Source organism: Viridibacillus sp. NPDC093762 (assembly GCF_050279675.1).
Taxonomy (GTDB): Bacteria; Bacillota; Bacilli; order Bacillales_A; family Planococcaceae; genus Viridibacillus.
In genome coordinates, this window is sequence record NZ_JBNNUK010000005.1 from 89,609 (window position 1) to 104,399 (window position 14,791).

Below are 14,791 nucleotides of genomic sequence, written 5' to 3' on the forward strand. Positions count from 1 at the left end.
TATTTTCCTAATCTCATTTGATCCCATCAATTAAAGGCAATCATAAAAGATAATATGGATGTTTTACTATAGATTGGGGTATATCCAATACTTAACTAAATAACTTCGGATATAATCTATATCATAATGAACATTTCTATATCGTGAATAGATTTAATCATATTGAAATACATCTTCATCGTAAAACTCAATAGATAGTTCAGAAAGTTTTCCTGATTTCGCCAATTCTTTTATTCCTTTATCTATTGCATCCCTCAATTTCTCATTTTCTTTTGATTTGTGTATCATAAAGAAGGTTGGAATGATTTTTATTGGGTCAGTTGCACGAACAGATAAATTCTGGTCTTTTATGATTTGTATTTGTCCATAACTTGAAGGATAAAACAATGCATCATATTTACCGTTCGCTATTTCTTTAAGCCTATCTGCTATAGGTATACCGACATCTGCTAGTTTATAAGTAAGTTTATAATCTGGATTCTCAGCTTCCCATTCCTGAACTGTTCTTAAAGTTGCTCCAGCTGGTGAAAGGGGTGAAATCTTCAATCCTTCCAAATCTTCAATTCCGTCAATTCCACTATCTTCCGCAACATAAATTTTTATAAGGGCCCGCCCATTAGATTCTGACGGAACTAAATATTGTTCTGCGCGTTCTTCAGTATAACCCATGCCACCCGCAAGCATATCGTATTTACCAGTTGCTAGCCCTGTTTCACCTGCTGAATCTTCAACAGCAATCAATTCAAATTTATATTCATCTATTATTTTATCAAGTTCTTTTATTAATTCTGGTTCATAACCAGTTACTTTACCGTCCTTATCTACCCAACTTAATGGTTTTGAAGTATGTCCAGTGGCTACTTTGATTGTTCTAACGCCTGAACCTCCAGCAACATCTGCAGTTTTTTCTTTATCACCTGAATTACATGCAGCTAGTAGAATTAAAGCTGATATAAACATGGTAAATGAAATTAATTTTTTCAACATTATAATCAACTACCTTTCTCTTTTATTTTGATTGCTTGTTGTTCTTGTTTTGCATAATAATTTTTTAAAAACTGTCTTGTTCTCACATTCTCTGAATTTACAAAAATTTGATCGGGAGTCCCTTGTTCAACAATATATCCATTTTCCATAAATACAACTTTATCCGAAATGCTCCTTGCAAAATCCATTTCATGCGTGACTAAGAGCGTCGTCATGCCTGAATTCGCTACATTTTCAATTACTCGCAAGACCTCCTCTACTAATTCTGGATCAAGCGCCGATGTTGGTTCATCAAATAAAATCAACTCTGGTTCAAGAGCCAGACCACGTGCAATACCTACCCTTTGTAATTGTCCTCCAGATAAACTAGAAGGATATTCATCTATTTTGTCTATTAAACCTACTTTTTCTAATTCCTTATAACTTTTCTCATACGCCTCTTCCTTAGATTTTTTTTGAACTGCTATTTGCGCATCCATCACATTTTGTACGATCGTTTTATGTTTGAATATATTAAACATTTGGAATACCATAGCAGTTTTTCGGCGAAGTTTAAGGATGTCTTGCTTTTTAAGATTTTTATAGTTTAGATGTAAATCGCCTAATTGAATTTCGCCTTCCTGTGGTTTTTCTAAATAATTAATACATTTTAACAAGGTTGTTTTACCCGTTCCGCTCGGTCCAATAAAAGATACTACCTCACCCTTCTTAACCGATAAATCAATTCCTTTTAAAACTTCGTGTTTGCCGTATGAAATTTGCAAGTTTTTTATGTTTAAAATAATTTCTACCTCCCCAAAGGTTTTATGAAATATTATTTAATTTTTTGCACCCCTGACATACTTAGCAGGCTCTCCATGGTTAACCCATTAAAATTAACTCCATCTTTTCTGTAATCGCTATCCATAAGTAAGGAGGCTGTACTAATTAGTGAGTCCGTATACGGTGTTTCAACTCCCAGTATTTTTCCTAATTCCGAAAGAGGAACAAGACCAAACGGTATATCTTCTGTCAAGTACCTATGATCTAATGTGGTTGGAGCTAGCCCAGTCGGGAATAAACCTGGTAAGGCTTCATATAGGTTTGGATAATCCGTACCATAAAATTCATTTAATACAGTCAAAATACTTCGAGTATCAACATTAAGTCGACTTGCTATTTGCAGTCTTTCTATATCCATCTTTTCAACATAGTTAACTGAATAGGGAGAAGCACCATCTGTATAAAATTGAAATGCTTCGGATGCGTCAATCCTAGCAGCGTTAAGAAGAGCAATTGGTGGATGAATAACAACATTCGAATTATTCAATGATGTTTCAAAAACACTGTTTCCATGGATTAATTGTGGAAACCTATTCATAAATGATGTTGCGATCGGCTTCTCTTTACATAATGTACTAATAAGCACATTATGTTTAATTTTATTTATCGTTACTGAACCCGTATTATCCGCTAGACTAACAAAAGGCATGGCGCTAGTTTCTGCTACCGTAATGTTTTTGTTTTTTATTATGTCATCGCCTAATATGCGCTTACATTCTACCGCACCCCAATATCCCGGGAAAAATACAATCGTTTGATTGTCTTTTAAAAATGGTTTGATTTGATTTACAATTGGTTCATGTCCCATGGCTGTCGTTGAAATAATGATAAACTTAGCATCTGAAATAACCTCACCCATTGATGTAGACGCTTCCAAAATTACTTTGCCGGAATATATTCCTTTAACTTCTAATCCATGTTTTGATATTCTTTGTGCCTTATTTGGATCGCGTGTATACAAGTTCACGCTTTCCTCTTCTAATCTAAGATATCCCGCTATAGCCTGCCCCGTATTACCACCACCAATTACTGCATATGTCATAATTGTTTCCTCCCCGTATATTGTCCCTAAAACAATTTTTGTTTTGCATTAATTATCTGTTCAGGTTGTGAACTTTTGTAATTTTCGACTGCCTTTATTGCTTGATTCATAGATCCTAAAATGTGTTTTTTAACTTCTTCTACTGCATTTACCTTATCCTTTTTGATAATGTAATTAAGAATAATCTCATGTTCATCTACTGACTTTTTAGTATCGATAATACGTTTATGTGCTAAGCGCCTGTATCGGTTGATTAGGCTGTTTAGCTCTGATAAAAACTTAACTGCAATTTTATTGCGGCTTACTTTATAAATATATTCATGAAATTGTCTACCGTAGTTATCAATAGTTTCATAGTCTTCTAAATCTACAATCAATTTGAGAATTTTAACGAGGTTTGTTAAGTGTTCAATTTCCTTTTTAGTAATATTATCAATGGCATCTTCAATTACAATGCCCTCTAAATTACTACGTATGATAAATATTTCTTTTACTTCCTGGATTGATATAGGTGCAACATTCATTCTGCCATTAATACTTCGGCTTACTAATCCCTCCAGTTCAAGTCTTTGTAAAGACTCTCTCAATGGCGTCCTGCTAATCTCTAACTCTTTTGCCAACTCATCTTCCACAATAGGTTGACCAGGTTCAAGAATACATTTTATTATCTTTTCCCTTAATTGTTTATAAGCGATATCTTTAGCCGATACCCTTCTAGTTCTAACACCTTTGCTCAAATTCATCATCACCTTTAAAATAATTGTATACAATTATCCTAAAGAATAGAACGTTCAAAAAGTGAATATTCAGACTTTTTTAGTTAGGAATAAAAAGGCAATTGGAAGAACAGCGTGATATTATTTACAGTAAAAAATATACTCAATAGGAAAAGAATACGGGCAATCAATTTACTAAAGTAGTACTCATTAGAGCAACAATTACTTTTTCTTGATACTTGATACATTTTAATAAACAGGTTATTGAGGCATGAATAAGTTGAATCTGATTTTATCCCTATTTAGTACTACAGTAGGACCAGCACTTGCAATCATTGGAGCTTTTGTTCTTTACTATATCGCTGCCAAAGCGTTCGCTAAAAAATATCCCGTCATAATAGGAGAGGAATTGATAGTACATCCTATCGATAATTCCAAAGCCGTCAGAGTATATTGATGTTTTCGAAAAAAGCATAAAATAACTTTAGCTTTTAAATGATTACCATTTTGGATGGAGTCATTCCGCTAATTGATAAAGTAATCAGCACTTCAGGTTGGATGGCTCAAAATACATTAAGCAGGATTTAGAAGCTCGTCCACAAGATATTCGTAAAATTAAATGCACGAGCATTATCAAAATATGTACCACTACTTCAAAAAACGCAGGCGCTTTATAATGTACCCTAATCATTGTCATAATCATGTTTACAAAAAATTAACTATACCTCTAGATTTACATTTTTAGTTAGTTTTTTGCATAAAGTATTTACATGTTCAATTTTTGGGGGAATTCTATGTATTTTATAAAAAAAAGCATTGTCATAGTTGTTGGGAGTATTTTAGTATCTTTAGGAATTAATCTATTCTTAGCTCCGTATGAGGTATTAGATGGTGGAATTATTGGAATAGGTTTAATATCAAATTATTTATGGGGACTACAGACTGGTTTCATCATAATACTTTTAAGTATTCCCATATTTATTATTGCATGGGTTTACTATAGAGATTACTTCTATAATAGTTTGCATGGTCTGCTTGTTTCCTCCTTTTTTATAGATATTTTAGAGCCCTTTGATTATCTTGTACATATCGATCCCCTTTACAGTTCGATAATAGGGGGCGTTTTTATAGGTCTTGGTATTGGTCTTATGTTAAGATTTAAGACAAGTACAGGTGGTACAGATTTAATAGCTCAGTTTTTAAGTGATAAAACAGGAGTAAATATCGGGATTCTAATATTCATCATTGATTCATTTGTTATCTTAATGGGAGGGCTATTACTATCTTATGATACTTTTTTCCTTTCTATCATCACGATACTTGTTGTGGGGATGACTACAAGTTTATTTACAAAAAATCTCGCACAAACTTGAGCAGTAGTGGATGACAAAAAACGATTCTGAACATGCTTGCTTCGGATAGGAATCATTGTATATAAATAATATCTTTACGACGTATTATATACATGCGATATTTACATAAATGTTTTTAAGACATCGGATATAGCCTTAAAAATAAACGAAAATAAAAAATCCATTTTGACAGTTATTATAGTCAAAATGGATTTTTTTGTTTGTGAAATAATTTTTATATAGTAATTTTTAATTTCTACTGTATTATGGAATGTTTCACTTTAAAATGGAAATAGTTGTGTTTTTGTAATTATAAAGAATTTATTAAGTTTCAAAATAAGAGATTTGGCTATGATACATTGTTTTCAGGAGGAATCATTATGAAATGGCAGTTATTACTTGTGGAAGATGACATTGAAATTGCACGTGTTGTACGTGATACATTTTTGCGTGAAGGATATGGTGTTGCTTGGGCAACGACGGGTCTAGAAGGCTGGGAAGATTTTCAAAGCAACAAGTATGACCTTGTGTTGGTTGATCTAATGCTACCAGAAATGGATGGACTAACACTATGTCAAAATATTCGCTGGAAAAGTGATGTGCCAATCATCATTATTAGCGCGCGTAAAGAGGATGAGGATAAAGTAGAAGGCCTACATTTGGGAGCGGATGATTATTTAGCGAAACCTTTTAGTTTAACAGAGTTAAAAGCAAGAGTTGAATCCCAACTTCGCCGGTGGAGACGCTATCAAGGAGTTCCAGAAATTAACGTTAAAACAACATTTGCGAATGGTTTAACAATTGATTTAAATAACGAGAAAATTTTCCGCAATAACGTAGAAATCCATTTAACACAAAAAGAGTTCGCGTTACTCACTGTAATGGTACAAAATCCACAACGAGTTTTCTCGAAAAGTGAGTTGTATCAGCATATATGGCAACAAGCAGATGCAGAAGGTTTACAAACAGTTACCGTTCACGTCAAATGCCTACGTGAAAAGTTAAACGATCCTGTCAAAAATCCCTATTTTATTCAAACCGTGTGGGGGAAAGGGTACCGTTTTATAGGTGAACCATTATGAAGCTGAAAACTTGGTTATTGTTGTCTTATTTTATCGTCATGATCCTCCCTTTAGCTGCAGCCTACGCACTTTTTGCATCGGTTAACGCTTATCATGAAGATCGTAACGTAGAAGAGTATTTTGAAAAATGGACAGAGCTTCAGCAAATATCGACTGTATTAAAAAATCCTAAACTGTATGAACAAGGGATTGAACGACCACAAGTTGAGGAAATAACGAATGCACAAACTGCAATTATTCTATACCGTAATGATGGACTTCCATTGTATAATTCAGACCCTCTTGTGAACTCAGTGAGCATTTTAGAATCTAAAGAATCACTGTATAAAAACTTATTTCAATTTGAAAATAATTATCGTAATTACTCGTATAAGGAACCTGTTTTTTCAGGAAATGAATTAGTCGGTTTTTTTGAAGTCAGTTTAGCAAGAGATGAGTGGATTGATGGTGTTAATAATCGTACTTGGTCTGTCACGGCTATTTTTATAGGTATCTTCTGTATCATTTTCATAAGTGTTTCGGTTCTAGTTAATCGCAAGTTAAACAAAAGACTAACGCAATTGATGAAACAAATGACGGCATTTGCTAGTAGTGAAAAGGTTGAAGATATGCAAACCACAAACGATGAAATCGGTGAGCTAACGTCGAGTTTTTACAGTATGCGGAAGCAAATTGAAGAAGCAAGAGAGAGAATTGCTAAAGAGCAGCAGGAAAAAGAATATATGGTTGCGACTATTTCGCACGATTTAAAAACACCTTTAACTTCCATTCGAGCGTATGCAGAATCATTGTCAGCAGAACGCAATTTAGTAGATGAAGAGCGTGAGGAATACAGGGAAATCATCATAACCAAAGCAAATTATATGCAGCAGATGTTAGATGATTTACTTATGTATACCTTATTACAATCGTCTACATATGAGATGGATCTTGTTCAAGTAGAAGGTAGTGAGTTTTTTGACATGTTGTTATCTGATTATGAACCATTATGCTATGACAAAAATATTACATTAGAAGTGCAAAGTGAAATGGAAGGCATTTTTAATGTTAATCCAAAGCAGCTTATGCGTGTAACAGATAATTTAATGAGTAATGCGATTCAACATACATCAAAAGAAGGGGCTATTTGGCTAGCGGCAGTATCTCCAGAGAACTTACCAAAGTGGATTTTCCCTTTTGTTACACAAGAGCTGAAGTTAGATGGACCACTATTAATCGTTCAAAATAGTGGTGAAGGAATTGACAAAGAAGCGTTAAATCATGTATTTGAACCATTATTCCAAGCAGATATAGCGAGAAGTAAAAAGGGTGTAAGTGGTACAGGCCTTGGACTTAGTATCACGAAACAAATAATTGAAAAGCATGGCGGCAAAGTGCAAATGATGTCCCATAAAACAATAGGAACTTGTGTTATATGCAAGTTACCAACAATAGAAGGAATAGGTGATGGAAATGAAAACAATAGTAAAAACGCTTAGTTTAGTAGGTATCATGACGATCGGATTAGTTGGATGCTCTACAGAAGAAAGTCAATTTTCTCCGGAGCAAGTAATACAAAACACATTAAAGGACTCCAAACCAGTAGGTCCTTACTACGGAGAATATGACATGACACTTTCAGATGAAAAAATGCATGTTAAAGAATGGATTGGCGAAGGAAGCAAACGACGCATTGAAATTAGTGATGAAAAAGGTAAACAACAATCACTTTCAGTAAATGACGGTGAAAACATGACAAGTTATGATCAAGCTCAAAATACAGCTATTGTTATGTCGATAACAGATGAATTAAAAGATGTTTCTCAATCTTCACCAAAGGAACAAGCAGAACTATTGTTAAAAGCAGTCAAGGATACGCATGATATATCACTTAAAGGAGAAGAGAAAATATTAGATCGCAAGACATATCATCTAGTTGCTAAAGGAAAAGGAGAAAAAACGCTTTTCGGTGATATGGAAATTTGGGTAGATAAAGAAAACTGGATGGTGCTAAAAACCAAGATTTCGACTGTTAGTGGTGATACCCAAATGGAGTATACAAAACTCGACTTCGATGCAAAAATCCCTAATAGCACATTTACACTTGATTTACCAAAGGATGTTAAAATACAAGAAATAGATAGTACAATGAAATCAGAACAAATAACATCTGATGAACTTCCTACTGTATTTAAAAAAGCATTCCTCTATTTTCCGGAAAAAAGTAAATTTAAGATGGCTAAAATTGAAGTAATGGATGTAGTTGATCATAAGGAGTTAAGTATTGAGTATGAAAAGGATGGAGTAGTTTTCTTCTCGTTATCAGTTTTACCAACACCGAAAGATACGGGAGAAAAAACGGAAACAATTCCAGGAGAGAAACAAGTGAAAGTACGCGGACAAAAAGGTTCTATCATGGAAATGAATACTTTCCGAAGCGTTTCTTGGTCAGAAAAGGGTTTTAATTACACAATCATGCCAACGAATCCTGATTTAAAAATGAAAGAAATCTTGAAAATGGTTGAAGATATGAAGTTAGTAAAATAGATAAATCTATTAAACCGTTAGCAGCTGAAGTTGCTAACGGTTTTAAAGGAGTTTTTAAGTTGAGTAATGATTTTATTTGGCTAGGTTGCTGTATTTTACTAGCCGGTTATCTAATAGGTAATGGTTTGAAAAACTTTGGCAATCCAAATGCGAAAAGTTTGTTGGATATACTGAATGATGAAGAAGAATTTGAATTAGTCGCTGCAAAGGAATTACATGTATTTTTAAATGTACCAAAAGAAGCGACTAGCAATTTTATATCTGAACATCCAGAGGTTCCGTATATTGAAATGAATGGGCATATCTTCTTTCAGAAGAAAAAGATAAGTGAGTGGTTGGAGCGGCAATAACTTTATTTGTATTGCAGAGGTTTAACAGATCTTACATGAACAAGAAAATAAAATAGATGATGATTCATTATCTGTATTTTACATATGAGCAGCTAAGGGACCAAATTTGGTCCCTTTTAATTGGCTAGATGATACATACTTATTGTATTTGGTGTAGGAAAAAATTTACATGAATCTGTTATAATTAAATTGAACACTTTGAACATAGTGAGAGTTGGAGTGGTATTTTGAAAACCATTATTAAAAGCGAGCGTGCTGTTTAGGGGACGATGCCTTAGTCAGTGATTGTAAGAAAACACCTACTAGTGGAGGGTGGCATTGACTGTCCTACAGTGGTTGATACAAATTCATAAAGTCAATCGAGGTCCGGATCATGAGATGAAAAAAGCTCAAGTGAAGTAGGAACTAGAAGTAATCGCTTCGTAAATCGAGGCGGTGAATGGGTCCATTTCTTACAAAAGCCTGAAGCTACGATTAGTAGTAAAAACGAACGGAACCCTTTCTCCATAGATGAAAATAACATCTTGGAGGAATGGCACGTGAGCAGAAAAACAGAAAATACAGCATTTCAATGTGAGCAATGTGGCGCGCAAATTGAACCATTAACAAACGGGAGCTTTCGAAATCATTGTCCGTACTGTCTATATTCTAAGCATATGGATGAAAAACCAGGTGATCGAGCAAGTGTATGTAGGGGGTTAATGGTCCCTATCGGTATGGAATACTCAAGTAAAAAAGGGTATCAACTGATTCATGAATGTGTAAAATGTGGCAAGGTCGGTAAAAATAAAGTAGCAATAAATACGACTCAAGAAGATCAGCTTATTTCTTTTATGAAGTCGGTGGTTTAAAAAATTTACTATGTTCAAAGTTATTTTATCAGTATAAAGAATACTGAGCAGTTAAAAGGATATTCCGAATGGGATATCCTTTTATTTATTTGTTAAGAAGGTTGATAAAAATGATAAACGAAAATGAAATTATCGTAGCTGTTAAAGGTATTATTTTAAATGAAGGAAAATTATTGATTGTCCAACGAGACCATAATGATGAAATCGGTGGGGGAGAAGTAGAGTTCGGCGAAGATTTAGAAGCAGCATTAGTAAAAGAAATCAAAGAGGAAGTAGATATAAGTTTACCACAGCGGTTTCCAATTATTTGAAAAAATAATTGAAATCTTCAACCAGATTTTTCCCTTTAGGCAGTACATGAATGATCCGTCTTCGTTCATCCTTCATATCTACTTTACTTTCGATAAAACCCTTTTTCTCTAAATTGTGTACAATGCTACTAATGGTTGATCCTTTTCGTTGGAAAGCACGTTCCATATCCTTTTGTAAGATACCCTCATCTTCATGCTGGAATAGATAACCGATGAAACGAGCCTGCTCTATCGTTAAATTAAAAGTTTCTAGTTTTTTATCCCAAATTGTAATGAATTGATGTTGAAATGTTACGTTTTTAATAATTAATCACTCCAATTAATTAGAATTCTGTGACTTTCCAGTTTGTTTAGTTACAACTGAGAAGTCACCTATTTTTTATTGAGAATTCGGTAATTGGGTAATAAGGTTATCAAAAAATGGAGCTTATTGATTTTACATTTAAATATTTTAATTAGCTCCTTTTTCTGCAGGTTATTTAAACCACTTTGAAGAAATATTAAGTAAGAAAAAACTCTATCAATAAGTGAATTTCTATACAGTTAAAAATTTTCTTTAAAACAAGTAGTGAATATACTAAATGCTACATAGAATATATTAAGGATAAACTTAATGTGAGATTATGAACTGGTGGGGGATGATAGAAAATGAGATTATCATCGTATGAAGCTGCTAAAGAGTTAATATTAACCGAAGAAAAAATAGCTAGTTTTGTAGGACCTCAGCCGAGCAATTTACTTGAGAAAATAGAGAAGGTCTTGGGATTACAAATAATAGGTTCATATAGAAGTTTCTTGGAAACGTTTGGTGCGGGAATCTTTGCAGGTGTTAAAATTTTGGGTATTTCTAGTGATGATTTCGAGATTCCTTCAATGTTAAATGGTATTAATTATACATTAACATTGAGAAAAGAAGTTGGCTTGCCTAGTAATCTCTTAGTTATTTATAATCCGGGAAATGGTGAACTATTCTGTTTAGATTTCAATCAAATAAAGGCAGGGGAACCAGAGATTGTTTCTTATATGCCAGCTTTAAGCATGGGTCTAGAATACGATGCGATTGCAGATAATTTTGGTGAGTTTTTATATGAAATAGTCTGTGATGAGTTGTAAAATAAGAAATAATCGATTATTTAATACTCTCTATTAATGAGCAAATAAGTATACCATAACGCATTATTTAAGAATTAATTATAGATAAAATTAAAATTTACGGAAAAAGAGGAACTGTCTAATCAAACAGTTCCTCTTTTTTGGTATTTAGCCCCAGACAAACCAACGTGCATGACCATCAGGACGTTCAAATATATGTTCATCACAGATTTTTTTATAAAAATAATCACGGTGCAAATCTGCATCAAATAGATTGTTGTAAATATGATAAATCTCTCTTTCAGTACTAATTGTCTGCAAATTTTTCACCAATTGCTCTTTTTGAACGAAAGGTATTTGATTAGCAACATGGGTGTGGAACACGCATATAATAGAATCTTTATTTACTTGTTTTACAATGTCTTCTAATAATTCCACGGCATTACCGTCTATTAGTTCAATTTCTAAATTTTGAATAACATTTGTCGCTGCATTAAATATTTTACGGCGATCTGTATGTTCCGGCCAAATTAGAGCGTTTAACCATGCCACATCGTCTGTATTTTTCACGTTATTTGTGTGTAAATCGATGCCAACTCTTTTACTAATAATTGGAGGTGTTTTAATGGACTCTGGTAATGCTTTTCCCTTATTAGTAGATTCTATAAGTACGCTAGAATCGATTTTTCCGATAAGGTTACCTTCATTATATTGATAAGCATATTGGTCTAATCCAAGTTGAAGTCCTGCACTTGTACCTATTTCAATCAGTGTTAACGGTTTGTTGTGCTTAGCAAAAATTTCGGTGAAAATGGGATAAAGGTAAGCACATCGTCTGACTTCGTTGGTTTGTACCAGTTTTGTTTGAAACAATAATATTAACGAATCCCAATGTTCTAGGCAAAATGCTTTGAAATGTGGAAAAGCCTCTTCTGGATTTTTTGCGTTTGATACAAAGCTTGGATAATAAGTGCGTAACTCTAATGAATTTGAATTATTTAGTAAATATTGTACACTAGCAAAAAGTAAATTTGGCTTCGGTTGATCTTGTGGGATATGACTAGACAACTCTAATATAGCGTCATCTTTAGCAATTTCATAAGATAAACATTCATATAAACGACTAGACCCAGCACATTCTTTTTCAGCAAATATAGTAAAATTACGACTGATTTTTTCTGAAACGATCATATTTTCACCGTCCAATCTTAATAGTCAATAGCTTATTCTGTTATAATAAATATACATAATATTCATATTTTAGTAAATTAAATCATATGAAAGAATTTTGTATATATGAAAAGGGTGAAAAATATGAGAAAAATTTCAGACATTGTTATGCAAAGTGAAAATAATACGTTAATTTCTCGATTAAATACGTTTAAGTCCAAAAATAATAATGAATTGGGTTCTCAAATGAAACAGTTTGGCTCGACTATTGCATTTCAAGTACCACGTATATCTGGAACAGCATTTAATACTGTAAGAAATATAAATGAGGAAGATTATATCTACTTAACTGAAATGGTAGCTTGGTATAAACAACAAAATATGGACTTTCAAATTGAGGTAGCACCGCAAAATGCGAGTAAAGAGTTGTTTCATGAGTTACGTAAACATGAATTTATTCAAACTGGTTTTCATGCATCTTTCATTGGAGATGTTAGGGAAATAGCAAATAGTTCATGTCAAATAAATTGCGAAATTCAGTTGTTACAGAAAGAGGACTTTAATGATTTTGCAAATGTCTATGTAAAAGGTTATGGATTACCTGAATTCATCGCAGATGGCGTTAAACAAAATAATGAGATTTTGTATGAGATTCAAGGCTGGCAATTCTTTAAAGCAGTCAAAGATGACAAAATGGTTGGAATTGCAGTGCTATATATACAGGATTATATAGCTACATTAGCTGCAGCAACATCACTGCCAGAATATCGTGGTCAAGGAATCCAAAAAGGGCTCATTAAAGCAAGGGCGCAGTACGCCTTGAAGCAAGGGGCCGTATATATGACAAGTGAAGCAAAGTTCGAAAGTACCAGTCATGCTAATATGGTGAAAAGTAAGATGGATTTAGTGTACACAAAGGCGATTTACAATAAGTACAACTAGCATTGTTACAGGTGGGTGATCGTTTGAAAAAGTACTTCTTAATGGTTGTTTCAATAACCGTATTCCTGACAATAGTATGGCAATTTTGGTATATCTATCAGCCTCGAACTGGACCGCTTGGAGAAAAACTAATACCTGAGTTGAGTAGTCCGGTCTTTTGGTCTGGAATCTTCTGTAGCTTTTTAGTGTCTGCTTATGCATTTTCACATGCTATCAATTTATTTAAACGTGGTAAGTAGAAGGGGGAGTATAGGATAACCTTTTTATCAACTACATCTTCTAGGAGGCATATATGAAAGCTATACTTTTTGACCTAGATGAGACGATTCTAAATCGAGATGCATCATTGCTTGCGTTTTTGGACGACCAATATGAAAGGTTCCACGCAGTATGGGGGCATATTGAAAAGGGTCAATTGATTCAGAAAATTGTAGAGCTAGATGCTCGGGGATATGTTTGGAAAGATGAAGTATATACTCGGCTAATTGAAGAATATCAGTTAGATACATTTGTTGAAGAATTATTAAACGATTATACGGAACGGTTCCGGTATTTTGTAATTGGCTTTCCAAAATATAAAGAAGTATTAGTTGAATTAAAGAGACAAGGGTATTTGCTAGGAATAATCACGAATGGGAAAGTAGGCTTTCAACGAGCGAATATTAGAGTTCTCGGAATTGAATATCTATTTGATGTCATTGTTGTTTCTGAAGAAGTGGGAATGAAAAAGCCAGATAAGAACATTTTCGAATATGCATTAGCTAAATTAAATGTGTCTCCGAATGATGCAGTTTTTATTGGTGATAACCCAACAAACGATGTAGAAGCAGCCATTGATGTGGGAATGATAGGAATTTGGAAGAGAGATCGATTGATAGAGTCGTATAAATCCGAGCATATTATTGATAAACTAGAGGAAGTTTTCGATTTGCTTAAGCAGTTAGAAAAGAATTGAATTAATGCACTTATTTATTGCAAGGAAGTGGGTAAGGAAATGATTATTTATTTTATTATTGGAGCAGAAATTGCTTTTTGGCTATTAATCGTAGCTGGTTTAGTTTTACGCTACATTTTGAAATTAGAGCGTATAAGCATTTGGGTATTAGCTGCAACACCCTTAATCGATCTCGTACTGATAGTACTGACGGCGTTAGATTTAAAAAATGGAGCAACCGCAAATACTTTTCACGGACTATCAGCTATTTATATAGGTGTATCCATTGCCTATGGAAAGCAAATGATCGAGTGGGCAGATCAACAATTTAAAAGGTATATATTAAAAACTGGCGAACGACCTAAAAAATTATATGGGAAAGAAAAAGGAAAGCATGAAGCGAAAGGGTTTGTAAAACATATTATTGCCTATGTCATAGGGTCTTTAATTTTATGGGGTATGCTGCTAATACTAGGAAAAGACGAGCAGACAATAGCACTTTATCAAGTTTGGAAAATATGGTCGGTTGTCTTAGTAATAGACGGTCTGATTAGCATCTCTTACGTGTTCTTACCAACAAAGAAAAAATAAACTTTAATTATCTAAGCTATATT

The 14,791-nt window shown here is 33.6% G+C and carries 18 protein-coding genes; 12 read left to right on the forward strand and 6 right to left on the reverse strand.

The annotated features are described in order from the left end of the window. Nucleotides 1–153: 153 nt before the first annotated feature. The 4 genes from ACQKM9_RS08720 to ACQKM9_RS08735 are packed head-to-tail and all read right to left on the reverse strand — an operon-like array spanning nt 154 to nt 3,588. Nucleotides 154–987: a transporter substrate-binding domain-containing protein gene (locus ACQKM9_RS08720; protein WP_427733996.1), complete on the reverse strand. Its 834-nt coding sequence runs from the start codon at nt 985–987 to the stop codon at nt 154–156. 5 nt (nt 988–992) lie between these two features. Further along, on the reverse strand, nt 993–1,769 hold the full coding sequence (locus ACQKM9_RS08725; protein WP_427734134.1) for an amino acid ABC transporter ATP-binding protein: 777 nt from the start codon (nt 1,767–1,769) through the stop codon (nt 993–995). A 32-nt stretch (nt 1,770–1,801) separates the two neighbouring features. After that, a complete protein-coding gene (locus ACQKM9_RS08730) occupies nt 1,802–2,851 on the reverse strand; it encodes an NAD/NADP octopine/nopaline dehydrogenase family protein (protein ID WP_427733997.1) in 1,050 nt (349 codons plus the stop codon). Nucleotides 2,852–2,877: 26 nt separating this feature from the next. After that, nucleotides 2,878–3,588 carry a GntR family transcriptional regulator gene (locus tag ACQKM9_RS08735; RefSeq protein WP_427733998.1) on the reverse strand — a complete coding sequence of 237 codons (711 nt, stop codon included), beginning with the start codon at nt 3,586–3,588 and terminating at the stop codon, nt 2,878–2,880. A 773-nt stretch (nt 3,589–4,361) separates the two neighbouring features. Between ACQKM9_RS08735 and ACQKM9_RS08740 the strand changes: the two genes are divergently transcribed. From ACQKM9_RS08740 to ACQKM9_RS08770, 7 genes are all read left to right on the forward strand, one after another. Continuing rightward, nucleotides 4,362–4,940, forward strand: coding sequence for a YitT family protein (locus ACQKM9_RS08740; protein WP_427733999.1), 579 nt, complete (start codon nt 4,362–4,364; stop codon nt 4,938–4,940). A gap of 359 nt (nt 4,941–5,299) precedes the next feature. Next, the gene (locus ACQKM9_RS08745) at nt 5,300–6,001 is read left to right on the forward strand and encodes a response regulator transcription factor (RefSeq protein ID WP_427734000.1); all 702 of its coding nucleotides are present in this window, start codon (nt 5,300–5,302) and stop codon (nt 5,999–6,001) included. Continuing rightward, the gene (locus ACQKM9_RS08750; RefSeq protein ID WP_427734001.1) at nt 5,998–7,479 is read left to right on the forward strand and encodes a sensor histidine kinase; all 1,482 of its coding nucleotides are present in this window, start codon (nt 5,998–6,000) and stop codon (nt 7,477–7,479) included. The genes ACQKM9_RS08745 and ACQKM9_RS08750 overlap by 4 nt, the downstream gene beginning before the upstream one ends. Then, the gene (locus ACQKM9_RS08755; RefSeq protein WP_427734002.1) at nt 7,454–8,527 is read left to right on the forward strand and encodes a LolA family protein; all 1,074 of its coding nucleotides are present in this window, start codon (nt 7,454–7,456) and stop codon (nt 8,525–8,527) included. The genes ACQKM9_RS08750 and ACQKM9_RS08755 overlap by 26 nt, the downstream gene beginning before the upstream one ends. A gap of 59 nt (nt 8,528–8,586) precedes the next feature. Then, the gene (locus ACQKM9_RS08760; protein ID WP_427734003.1) at nt 8,587–8,877 is read left to right on the forward strand and encodes a DNA-binding protein; all 291 of its coding nucleotides are present in this window, start codon (nt 8,587–8,589) and stop codon (nt 8,875–8,877) included. Nucleotides 8,878–9,416: 539 nt separating this feature from the next. Beyond that, on the forward strand, nt 9,417–9,728 hold the full coding sequence (locus ACQKM9_RS08765; protein ID WP_427734004.1) for an RNHCP domain-containing protein: 312 nt from the start codon (nt 9,417–9,419) through the stop codon (nt 9,726–9,728). A gap of 110 nt (nt 9,729–9,838) precedes the next feature. Next, the gene (locus tag ACQKM9_RS08770) at nt 9,839–10,039 is read left to right on the forward strand and encodes an NUDIX domain-containing protein (RefSeq protein ID WP_427734005.1); all 201 of its coding nucleotides are present in this window, start codon (nt 9,839–9,841) and stop codon (nt 10,037–10,039) included. On the opposite strand, the gene ACQKM9_RS08775 is transcribed toward ACQKM9_RS08770, so the two are convergent. Then, entirely contained in the window at nt 10,032–10,346 is a 315-nt protein-coding gene (locus ACQKM9_RS08775) for a MarR family winged helix-turn-helix transcriptional regulator (protein WP_427734135.1), read from the reverse strand. The genes ACQKM9_RS08770 and ACQKM9_RS08775 overlap by 8 nt on opposite strands. Before the next feature lie 341 nt (nt 10,347–10,687). Between ACQKM9_RS08775 and ACQKM9_RS08780 the strand changes: the two genes are divergently transcribed. Further along, nucleotides 10,688–11,152, forward strand: coding sequence for an SMI1/KNR4 family protein (locus ACQKM9_RS08780; RefSeq protein WP_427734006.1), 465 nt, complete (start codon nt 10,688–10,690; stop codon nt 11,150–11,152). Between the two features lie 147 nt (nt 11,153–11,299). Here ACQKM9_RS08780 and ACQKM9_RS08785 read toward each other — a convergent pair whose 3' ends face one another. Continuing rightward, complete coding sequence (locus tag ACQKM9_RS08785; RefSeq protein ID WP_427734007.1) at nt 11,300–12,322, reverse strand: DUF2332 domain-containing protein; 1,023 nt, start codon at nt 12,320–12,322, stop codon at nt 11,300–11,302. Between the two features lie 123 nt (nt 12,323–12,445). Between ACQKM9_RS08785 and ACQKM9_RS08790 the strand changes: the two genes are divergently transcribed. Genes ACQKM9_RS08790 through ACQKM9_RS08805 form a run of 4 tightly spaced genes read left to right on the forward strand, consistent with a single transcriptional unit; the run spans nt 12,446 to nt 14,768 of the window. Continuing rightward, nucleotides 12,446–13,243 (forward strand): GNAT family N-acetyltransferase, encoded by a 798-nt coding sequence (locus tag ACQKM9_RS08790; RefSeq protein ID WP_427734008.1) that lies wholly within the window; start codon nt 12,446–12,448, stop codon nt 13,241–13,243. Nucleotides 13,244–13,266: 23 nt separating this feature from the next. After that, on the forward strand, nt 13,267–13,482 hold the full coding sequence (locus tag ACQKM9_RS08795; protein ID WP_427734009.1) for a hypothetical protein: 216 nt from the start codon (nt 13,267–13,269) through the stop codon (nt 13,480–13,482). Nucleotides 13,483–13,535: 53 nt separating this feature from the next. After that, nucleotides 13,536–14,198, forward strand: coding sequence for an HAD family hydrolase (locus tag ACQKM9_RS08800; RefSeq protein WP_427734010.1), 663 nt, complete (start codon nt 13,536–13,538; stop codon nt 14,196–14,198). A 39-nt stretch (nt 14,199–14,237) separates the two neighbouring features. Then, nucleotides 14,238–14,768 (forward strand): hypothetical protein, encoded by a 531-nt coding sequence (locus ACQKM9_RS08805; protein WP_427734011.1) that lies wholly within the window; start codon nt 14,238–14,240, stop codon nt 14,766–14,768. Nucleotides 14,769–14,791: the final 23 nt, after the last annotated feature.